Consider the following 10557-nt stretch of genomic DNA (forward strand, 5'->3'; position numbering starts at 1 on the left):
AATACTTTTTGTAAAAATATATACTTTTTTAATAATAAATCACTTATTGTTTTATAAAAAATGAGTTATAGTAAAATATGTTTTATTTCACTATAACTCATTTTTTATTTTAAGAACTATTTCTGTATATATTCCTTCTTCGCTATATATTTTAATTCTTCCACCATATAAAGAAATTATTTTATCTGCAATTGAAAGTCCTAATCCAAAGGAATTATTGTTTTTTCTTGATTTATCAACCTTATAAAATCTATTTAAAATGTAAGGTATTTCATCTTTTGGTATTCCTTTACCATTATCTCTTATATTAAATAATATATTTTCATTCTTTTCAAATATATTTATATCAATAACACATTCATCTTTATCATTATACTTAATAGCATTATCAATAAAGATAATTAATATTTGCTTTAAATGATCCTGCTTAATTTTTAACATTAGATTTTCATCCATTATTAATTTAAATTTAGTAGTATTATTTAATATCTTATAGTGTTCTATAATTTGTAAAATTATTTGTTTAGCTTGAATTTTTTCAATTTCACTTAGATTTATTATCTCATTATCACATCTTGATAATGTTAATAAATCTCCAACAATTTTTGTTAATCTTTCTGTTTCACTAATACATATATCTAATGATTTTTCTAAACGCTCTTTATCATTCTTTCCCCATCTTTTTATCATTCTAAGATGACCTTGCAAAGCTGTAAGAGGAGTTCTTAATTCATGAGATGCATCAGAAACAAACCTGCTTTGCTCATTAAATGCTTCTTCTACTTCATCTAACATATCATTAAATAATATATTAACTTTATCAAATTCATCATTAGTATTTGATATTTCTACTCTATATTTTATGCCATTTTCCTTTACTTCATTTATTGTATTAGATAAATTTTTTAATCTACCAACAAATCTTTTTGATAAATAAATAGCTCCAATTATACTTAATATAATTCCAATAAATAATGATATTAATAATGTTTGAAAATAATTTTCCATTATTTCATCAAAAATCGTATCTCCATGTACAATTTGAATTCTATAATCTTTATTATCAATTTCTATCTTTCCATCTAATACAACATATAAATCCCAATCTATATATCTAAAATTAACTTTTAGCTCCTCATTAGTACTTAACGGTATCTTATCCCAAATATCATTTTTACTTTTATATTTTATATAATTATCCTGATATATTCTTATAATTTCATCATCATCTTTTATAATATCATTTAAAGTATTATCTTTTAATTCAATATTAGATAGTATATAACTTAACTCTTCGTATCTCTTTTCAATTTGCTCCTCTTCATATTCAATAGTGAGCATATTCATGCTTATTAGTTGTACCACTGAATAAACACAAATTATTGATACTATTATTATTGAAGAAATAATACTAAATTCTAAAAATATCGGTAATCTTTTTCGTTTTTTCATTACTTTTCACTAATAATATAGCCAACAGCTCTCACAGTTTCTATATATGCCTCTTTATTTTTTTCATCTAATTTATTTCTTAAATAACTTACATAAACATCCACTACATTAGTTCCTGCATCATAATCATAACCCCATACTTCATTTAATATGTTATCTCTCGTAACAACCTTTCCTTTATTGTTTAAAAGCAATATTAAAAGTTCATATTCTTTATTGGTTAAATTAATTTTTTCTTCATTTTTCATAACTGTTCTTGATTCTAATTGAATACTTAAATCTTTAAACTTTATAATATTTGATTTTACTTTTTCCGCTCTTCTAAATATAACTTGAATCCTTGCAATAAGCTCTTCTATAGCAAAAGGCTTAGCTATATAGTCATCTGCTCCAATTTGTAGTCCTGCTACCTTATCCATTACGCTATCTTTTGCACTTAGCATTATAACTGGAATATCTTTTTCTTTCTTTAATCTTCTACAGACTTCTAAACCACTAATACCTGGTAGCATTAAATCAAGCACTATCAAATCATAATCTTCTCTTAACGCTTTTATTAATCCTTCTTTGCCATCTTCACTTATCTCTGCCTCATAGCCTTCATATTCCAGTTCCATCTTTACAAAATCTGATATATTAGATTCATCTTCTATTATTAGAATTTTTTTCACAAAATCACTTCTTTCAAAAATTTCTGTATATTAACCATTGTAATCTATATCAGTTATTGCACCATATTTAGAATTTACTTTTACTTCATATAATCTATTATTACCATCTTTTATTTTAAATTCATATTCTAAAATACCATCTTCCAAATCAATTCTATACCCTACTATTTGTCCATTTATACTTGCTAAAGCAATTTTCTCTGCTTCACTTCTACTATAATTTATATTAGATTTTACATACCCATAAAATATACCTGCTATTATAACTCCAATTACTCCTAATACTATCATTAGCTTAATCATAGTTTTTATTATTTTTCTTTTTTTCTCTTTAATTGTCTTTACTATAAGATTTATTTTTTCGTTCATTTCATTTCTTCCTTTACTATTATTATTTATATATACATCTTATAAAAAAATAGTTATTAAAGAATGAATTTAATATTATAGAATTATTAAAAATTTTTAATAATTACTCTTTTTGATTATTATCCATGCTTTGAATTTCTAAATATCCCTTTTTAACCTTAATTTAAAGAATTATCATTTTATCTCCCAAATAAGTGCATTAGGCTTAACAACGCCTTATTTATATAATTTTATTGCATAACTAATATTATCTGTTAGTGTCACATATATTAATATCCTATTTTTTCTATAATACATTTTTTAATTTAATATAATATTTTATTAATATTGTTAAATTTACTCACAACTTAAATACTCCTTTATTTCTTTTAAATTCTTAAAGCTTTTTTTACAATATTTTAATATTTCTTCATCAGCCACCTTTAAATCCTCTACATGAATTCCTTTCATTCCTCCAGAAAAAGCTGCTTTTATCCCTGCTGGTGAATCTTCTACAACAAAACAATCTTCAGGTTTAACATTAATTTCTTTTGCTGCTTTTAAAAATATATCTGGATTTGGTTTTCCTTTTTCCACATCATCACCACATACTATTGCATCAAAGCTTTCTTTAAGCCATTTATCTTTTATCTGTTTTTCCACTCTCTCCCTTTTTGCGGATGTCCCTAAAGCTATTTTATAGTTTCTTTCTTTAAGCATTGAAAATAATTCTTTTACACCTTCTTTTAAGGGAATACCCTCATTTTCTATGATAAAAAATAGCTGCTTATCCTTTTCTTCATACATCTTTTCAATGGGAAGTCCATCACCAAAATTATCCAAAAATATCTTTATTACATTTTCTCTTCCTGTCCCCATTACAGTAATATATAATTCTTTAGTCATTTTATATCCATACTTTTCAAAAACTCTTTGCCAAATATCTAAATACACTTTTTCCGTATCAAAAATTACTCCATCCATATCAAATATCACTGCTTCTTTTCCCATAAAATCACTCCATCATATTATATTTTTTCTTTAACTCTAAAATTCTCTTCACGCTTTTATTTATGTGCTATTCACTTATATCACCATAATATTATAATCTACCTAAATATAAGAAAGCTATATCAATATGATATAGCTTTCTTATATTTAGGTAGATTAATCAAATATTTTATTTTCTTTTTTAGCAAACTTTTCTTCCTTTTTTATATCATGTTCAATATCTTTTGCTAATTTTTTAGCTTCTTTTTCATGAATCTTTTCTTCATGTTTTTTAAGCCTTTCTTCTTCCTTCATTTGATGTTTTATTTCATGAGCAAATTTCTTTTCTTCATGTCTTTCATGTCTTTCTTCTTTATGTTCTTCATGATGAATTTTCATTTCATTAACTTTTTCTTTAAAAGTCATAAAATCCACTCCTTATTTTACAGCATTTAAAGCTGCTTCATAATCTGGTTCACTAGAAACTTCATTACAGTACTCAACATACGAAACTTTATTATTTTCATCTACAATAATAATTGCCCTAGTTAAAAGTCCTAGTTCTTTAATATAAACACCATAATTCTTACCAAAATCTCTATTTTTATAATCTGATAAAATAGTAACCTTATCTATTCCTGCACTACCACACCATCTACTTTGAGCAAAAGGTAAATCCATTGATACCACATATATACTTACATTATTTAGTTTTGCTGCTTCTTCATTAAATCTTCTTACTTCCCTATCACATACTGGTGTATCAACTGATGGAACTATTACAAATATTCTTTTTCCACTGGTATCCTTTAAGGTTATTTCCTTTAATTCTTTGTTGGTTAAATGAAAATCTGGAGCAAAATCACCAACATTTATATATTTATCTTCCAAAGTAACTGGTGTTCCCTTAAATGTAATCATATTATATTTTCTTACCTCCTTTTTATTTTTCTCATATTTATATTTCCTAACTTTTTTCTTTATTATTCTAAAAAATAAAACTCCATACTTATTTATAATTTAAAAAAAGCTGTAGCATAAACTACAGCTCTATCAACAATTTCAATAATTATCTATCGCTTTGTTGTGCTTTCTTAGCTCTTCTACAAGCTAAACATCTCTTTGGTTCGTTATCGAATCCTTTTTCTTTGTAGAATTCTTGTTCTCCAACTGTGAATACGAATTCAGCACCACAATCTTTGCAAGTTAATGTCTTATCTGTCATAATAATTCCTCCTAATTTTAAAGATTCTAATGTGATAATAATCTCTTAAACTACGAGAAACCATTACATTAAAGAAACTTTATTTAAATAGCAGTATACACTGCTTATACTCATACTAACACTTATTTATACAAATTACAATATTTTTTTTAAATTTTACAAAGAGATTTTCAATAAAATAAGGCTTCTAATTTTCAACCTTATTTTAAACTATTTAAAATAGATTTTCCAATTGTACCCTTTGGCATTTGCACCTCAAAATTATCAGCTATTGTTGCACCGATATCTGCAAAACTTTTACCAGTTCCTAATTGGCCATGATTTTTCATTGATGGAGAGTATGCTAAAAACGGAACATATTCTCTTGTATGATCACTTCCACTATAAGTTGGGTCATTACCATGATCTGCTGTAATTATTAATAAATCATCTTCTTTTAACTTATCTAGTACTTTTCCTAAGTTTACATCAAATCTTTCTAACTCTTCTGCATATCCTTTAGGATTTCTTCTATGTCCCCATAAAGCATCAAAATCAACTAAATTAACAAAACATAATCCTTTAAAATCCCTATCCATCAATTCCAAAGTTTGCTCCATACCATGAACTGAACTCTTTGATTTGTGGCTTTCAGTGATTCCTTCTCCATCAAAGATATCACTTATTTTTCCTACTGATATAACATCATAATTATTATCTTTTAAAACATTTAAAACTGTTTCACCATATGGCTTTAAAGCATAATCATGTCTATTGCTCGTTCTCTTAAATTCACCTTTTTTCTCGCCTACGTATGGTCTTGCTATAACTCTACCAACTTTCCATTCATCCTTTAAAGTTATTTCTCTTGCTATTTCACAACATCTGTATAATTCATCTAATCCAAAAGTTTCTTCGTGACCACAAATTTGAAGAACTGAATCTGCAGAAGTATAAACAATCATGTCTCCTGTTTTCATTTGGTGCTCTCCTAATTCATCTAATATTTCTGTCCCGCTAGCACTTTTATTTCCAACAATCTTATGTCCTGTTTTTACTTCTAATTCATCTAGTAGATTCTTTGGAAATCCTGTATCTGTAAAAGTTTTAAATGGTTTAGTTATATGAAGACCCATCATTTCCCAATGACCTGTCATTGTATCTTTACCAACACTTGCTTCTTTTAATTTCATTTGATATCCAAGTGGATTTTCTATACTTGCTACATGTTTTATTTTATGTAGGTTTGCTATCCCCATTCTTTGAAGATTAGCAATATTTAAAGAATCTACTGATTCTGCTATATGTCCAAGTGTATCTACATTTATATCGCCATATTCCTTCGAATCATCCATAGCTCCTATTCCTAAAGAATCTATAACTATTGTAAATATTCTATTATATCTTTTCATATTCTTATCCCCTTTAATTAATTTATTATTTATATTTTTCCTCATTTTTTCTCTTATATATGTACATTTATATTGTATAATATAACCTATCTTTTTTATAGTCTTATTTTTATATTCATAAACATTTGATGAACTCTTACTTCATGGTATTCATATCCATTAGCTTATCATTCTCTATTTTAATACTCCATTTTTTATAATATTGAATTTGCCAATAAGCTTTGCTTTTCCTATAGAACAATTGTGTTTTCCTAAAAGTACAGCTATCAATTCCGTAATCATTGTATTTTCTACTACTTCTAATATATTTAAAAGTTCTTCATCATCAGTAAAAACTATCTTAGATAAATCTGTATACTTTTTAGCAACGTTAAGTTTAATTTCTCTACAATCAAGTCTAAAAAAATAATTGATCAAATTCATATCCACCTTATGTAATGTCTTTATAATAAATTCATACATTTCTTTACTAAGATATTCACTGGTAGCATAATCATAAATATAAATTCCCATTTGAAATATATCACACTTCTCACCATTAAGACTACTAACTATTTCAGCTAAAGCTTCTTCTCTATATCCATCTAATATATATAAAAATAAGTCTTCTTTATTTTCGAAATACATATAAAATGATCCTCTTGAAATCTCAGCATTCTTTATAATTCTATTAATAGATGCATCATTAAAAGAATATTCTACAAATTCACTTTTAGCTGCATTTATAATCCTTTCTTTCTTTTCTATTGGTAAATTAAAAAAAGTATTAGTCGGCATATAATAGCTCCCATCTATAAAAATAATATATATTATATCATTTATTATTTTATATTTATAAATATTAATGCGGCTCTCAAAAGAAAGCCGCTATTATTTATTTTAAACTATTCACTTCTAAGAGCTTCAACTGCATCTTTCTTTGATGCCATCTTGGCTGGAATATGTCCTCCAAGCATAGTAAGAATTGTACTTATAATTACAAGCATTACAGCATAAACTACTGGAAGCTGAGCTACATTTTTAAGATCTGTCATTTTGTAAATAACTGAGTTTATAGGGAATGTTAGACCGTATGCTATAGCTATCCCTAATACTCCTGAAAATACACCTAATATACATGTTTCAGCATCAAATACTCTTGTTATATCCTTTTTACTAGCACCTAAGGCTTTTAATATACCAATTTCTTTCGTTCTTTCTAAAACTGATGTATAAGTAATTATTCCAATCATTATTAATGAAACAACTAATGATATTCCTGCAAAAGCAATTAAAACCAAAGTTATGCCTGTCATTATTCCATTGGTCATACTCATTATAGTATCTGCTAAATCAGTATATACAATTTGATCTTCAACATCTTTTCCTTCATTATACTCATCTAAATATTTCACAACAAAGTCTTTATTATCAAATGAAGTTGGGAATATACTTATCATATATGGAGTTGAATTTCCCCCTAAATATGCTATAAGCTGCTCCTTAGTAGTTTCATCAACCTTTTCAAAAGTTAAAACATTAAAATCTGCTTCTTTCTGTGATTTTACAATATCTGAATTCATAGAATCTGCAATTATTATCTCTGAAAGTTCATCTGAATATGCAAGTCCTGGCATAAGCATTGCAAGTCCTGCATCCTTTTTCCCTCTAATTATTCCAACAACTTTTAAATCAATTGCATTATTTGAGCTATACATTTCTTCATAATTAGTATTCATTGTATAAATACCCATATCTGTTGCACTGTAATAGTCATTATTTAAAATAGCTTTAAGTCTTAACCCTAATAAATCATCAAAAGAAATAGTTTTCTGATCATATCCTAATGCCCTTAAAATAGTGTCTTGTACTTGATTTTTATCATCAATAACTAATACTACCTCATTAGCATTTTGTGGATACTCTCCAATTAATAAATCATAATTTGTTTCTAAATACCCTTCCCCCTCTTCTGTTAAAGCCTTTGGATATGATACAAAATTAATATCTTTAGTATTTACCCGAACCACTTCACCATGTTGCTCCATTAAAAGATTTACTCCAGTTATTCTTGTATACCCTATACTTTGAACATATTCAGGATTAATATTTTCTATATAATCAATATATTCATCTGTAAATACATTTTTGTGAGTCATTACATATTCATCAGTACTATAGCTATAAACTTCTTTAGCATCACTATAACTTTTTTCATTTTCAGTAATACCTAGCATTTCCTTCTGCATTGCTGAAATCTTATCAATATCAATTTCATTAGTTTCTTGCGTTATCATAATAGGAAATGATGCAAAACTATCACTTTGGAATTTGTTAATGTGCTCTTGGAATCCTGAAGATAATGACATTATGGTAGCAATACCGATTATTCCTATACTAGAAGCAAAAGCAGTAAGAGCTGTCCTACCCTTTTTTGTTTTAATATTAGTAAATGAAAGCTTTAAAGCAGTTGCAAAGCTCATGCTTGTTTTTTTAAGCTTGAATCCACTATTTTCATCATTCTTCTCATCATATGGATTGCTATCAGAAATAATATTTCCATCTTTAAATTCAACTATTCTATCAGCATACTGGTGAGCTAACTCTGGATTATGTGTTACCATGATAATTAACTTATCTTTTGCCACTTCTTTTATAAGGTTCATAATTTCTACTGATGTTTCAGTATCTAAAGCTCCTGTTGGCTCATCAGCTAATATTATGTCAGGATTATTGGCAAGAGCTCTTGCTATGGCAACTCTCTGCATCTGCCCACCAGACAATTGATTAGGTCTTTTATGTAAATGATCTGATAAGCCTACCTTTTTAAGAACTTCTAATGCCTTTTCATGCTTTTCTTTAGCACTTACTCCACTTAAAGTCATACCTAATTCAACATTTTCAACAATGCTTAAATGTCCAATTAAATTATAGCTTTGAAATATAAAACCAATGGAATTATTCCTATAGCTATTCCAATCCCTTTCTGTAAAATCCTTAGTAGATTTACCATTTAGTATTAAGTCTCCATCAGTATAATTATCTAATCCACCAATAATATTTAAGCAAGTTGTCTTTCCTGAACCACTAGTTCCTAATATAGCTACAAACTCTTTTTCTCTAAATGCAACTGATACACCTTTAAGAGCCTGAGTTTCAATTTCTCCAATCTTATATGTCTTTTTAATATTTTTTAATTGTAACATACCTTTATCCTCATTTTGCCAATTATATATATATATATTATGACAAGGTGTCATATTCATCTAAAGTATATATAACACATTTTCATATGTCAATCAATATTCTATCCAATTTACTTAAATTTAACAAAGTTTCACTTTTAAATATAAATACTTTAATATTATTTACCAATATATATTTTTTGTATTTCATTTAAATAAAAATATTATATAATATACTTCTAGGGAGGTGCTTTTAATAATGAATAACCAATTAACTATAGAAAATATAAAAAAATTACAAGATGAATTAGATTATAGAATGACGGTGAAAAGAGCAGAAATAGCAAAAGAAAAAATGATTGCTGCTGCTCATGGAGATAGATCTGAAAATGCTGAGTATAAAGCAGCTTGTGCTGAATATAGAGAAAATGATAATAGGATACAATACCTACTTACCATGATTTCAACTGCTACTGTAATAGATGAAAGTAGCTTAGATAAATCTGTTCTTGGAATTAATAGTAAAGCTAAAATTAAGTTTATTGAAGATGATTTTGAAGATATAATAACGCTTGTTACAACTATGGATATGGATCCTGAAAATATGCTTATCAGCATAGAGTCTGATTTAGGAAGAGCATTGAGCGGAAAAAGAGCTGGAGATATAGTGAAAGTTAATGCTCCAGGTGATAACTATACAATTGAAATTATAGAAATAATGGACTAATGATTTAATCTTTAGTCCATTATTGTTTTCTAAATTATAATAATTCTTTTACCATTGAATTAATTTTTGATCTATCAAACCTTCCACTAATCTTTGGCATTATTTCCTTCATTATTTTCCCAATATCTGCAACTGTATAACTACCATTTTCAATAATTTCTTTAAGCATTTCATTAACTTCCTCATCAGTTAATTGCTTTGGAAGATATGGTGTTAAAATTTCTATAGCAAAGTTTCCTTCAGCTATTTTTTCTTCATTATTAGCTTGCTTTGCATACTCTAAAGCTTCTTTATTTTGTTTTATACTTTTTTCTATTATCTTTATTACATTTTCATCTGAAATATCTTCTCTATTATTAACTTCATATGCTTTAATTTCAGCATTAACAAGTCTTAATACGCTTACCTTAGCCTTATCTCTTGCTTTCATAGCTGATATTTCATCTTTTTTTAATATTTCTTTTAACATAGCTTTTACGTTAGTATCATAAATACTAACACTTCACCTCTTTCCAATATTTTTACTAAATTATAACATAATTCATTACAATATGCGACTTTGCTTGTACCTAATTTAATTGAGTAAAGA

The 10557-nt window shown here is 26.6% G+C and carries 12 protein-coding genes; 1 reads left to right on the forward strand and 11 read right to left on the reverse strand.

All coding sequences use genetic code 11. From position 1 onward, the window contains the following. Window positions 1-90 precede the first annotated feature (90 nt). The 10 genes from Q5O29_RS05015 to Q5O29_RS05060 all read right to left on the reverse strand — a co-directional run bounded on the left by Q5O29_RS05015 (window position 91) and on the right by Q5O29_RS05060 (window position 9262). Complete coding sequence (locus Q5O29_RS05015; protein WP_022211898.1) at window positions 91-1452, reverse strand: cell wall metabolism sensor histidine kinase WalK; 1362 nt, start codon at window positions 1450-1452, stop codon at window positions 91-93. Further along, window positions 1452-2123, reverse strand: coding sequence for a response regulator transcription factor (locus Q5O29_RS05020; protein ID WP_022211899.1), 672 nt, complete (start codon window positions 2121-2123; stop codon window positions 1452-1454). Before Q5O29_RS05020 ends, Q5O29_RS05015 begins: the two co-directional genes overlap by 1 nt. Window positions 2124-2153: 30 nt before the next feature. After that, a complete protein-coding gene (locus Q5O29_RS05025) occupies window positions 2154-2492 on the reverse strand; it encodes a PepSY domain-containing protein (RefSeq protein ID WP_022211900.1) in 339 nt (112 codons plus the stop codon). A gap of 336 nt (window positions 2493-2828) precedes the next feature. After that, a complete protein-coding gene (locus Q5O29_RS05030) occupies window positions 2829-3482 on the reverse strand; it encodes an HAD family phosphatase (protein WP_022211901.1) in 654 nt (217 codons plus the stop codon). 156 nt (window positions 3483-3638) lie between these two features. Next, entirely contained in the window at window positions 3639-3887 is a 249-nt protein-coding gene (locus Q5O29_RS05035) for a hypothetical protein (protein WP_022211902.1), read from the reverse strand. Between the two features lie 12 nt (window positions 3888-3899). Next, window positions 3900-4382, reverse strand: a complete 483-nt coding sequence (gene tpx / locus Q5O29_RS05040; protein WP_022211903.1) for a thiol peroxidase — start codon at window positions 4380-4382, stop codon at window positions 3900-3902. A 148-nt stretch (window positions 4383-4530) separates the two neighbouring features. Beyond that, entirely contained in the window at window positions 4531-4686 is a 156-nt protein-coding gene (locus Q5O29_RS05045; RefSeq protein WP_022211904.1) for a zinc-ribbon domain-containing protein, read from the reverse strand. Between the two features lie 200 nt (window positions 4687-4886). Then, entirely contained in the window at window positions 4887-6077 is a 1191-nt protein-coding gene (locus Q5O29_RS05050; RefSeq protein ID WP_186835405.1) for a phosphopentomutase, read from the reverse strand. Window positions 6078-6251: 174 nt separating this feature from the next. Continuing rightward, window positions 6252-6854, reverse strand: a complete 603-nt coding sequence (locus tag Q5O29_RS05055; RefSeq protein WP_022211906.1) for a TetR/AcrR family transcriptional regulator — start codon at window positions 6852-6854, stop codon at window positions 6252-6254. A gap of 107 nt (window positions 6855-6961) precedes the next feature. Continuing rightward, window positions 6962-9262 (reverse strand): ATP-binding cassette domain-containing protein, encoded by a 2301-nt coding sequence (locus tag Q5O29_RS05060; protein WP_022211907.1) that lies wholly within the window; start codon window positions 9260-9262, stop codon window positions 6962-6964. Window positions 9263-9500: 238 nt separating this feature from the next. On the opposite strand from Q5O29_RS05060, the gene greA reads away from it, so the two are divergent. Continuing rightward, window positions 9501-9968, forward strand: coding sequence for a transcription elongation factor GreA (greA, locus tag Q5O29_RS05065; RefSeq protein WP_022211908.1), 468 nt, complete (start codon window positions 9501-9503; stop codon window positions 9966-9968). A 34-nt stretch (window positions 9969-10002) separates the two neighbouring features. Here greA and Q5O29_RS05070 read toward each other — a convergent pair whose 3' ends face one another. Continuing rightward, on the reverse strand, window positions 10003-10437 hold the full coding sequence (locus Q5O29_RS05070; protein ID WP_022211909.1) for a GatB/YqeY domain-containing protein: 435 nt from the start codon (window positions 10435-10437) through the stop codon (window positions 10003-10005). Window positions 10438-10557 lie beyond the last annotated feature (120 nt).

It is taken from the genome of Clostridium sp. CAG:265 (genome assembly GCF_000436575.1).
In the GTDB taxonomy this organism is placed as follows: domain Bacteria; phylum Bacillota; class Clostridia; order Clostridiales; family Clostridiaceae; genus Clostridium; species Clostridium lentum.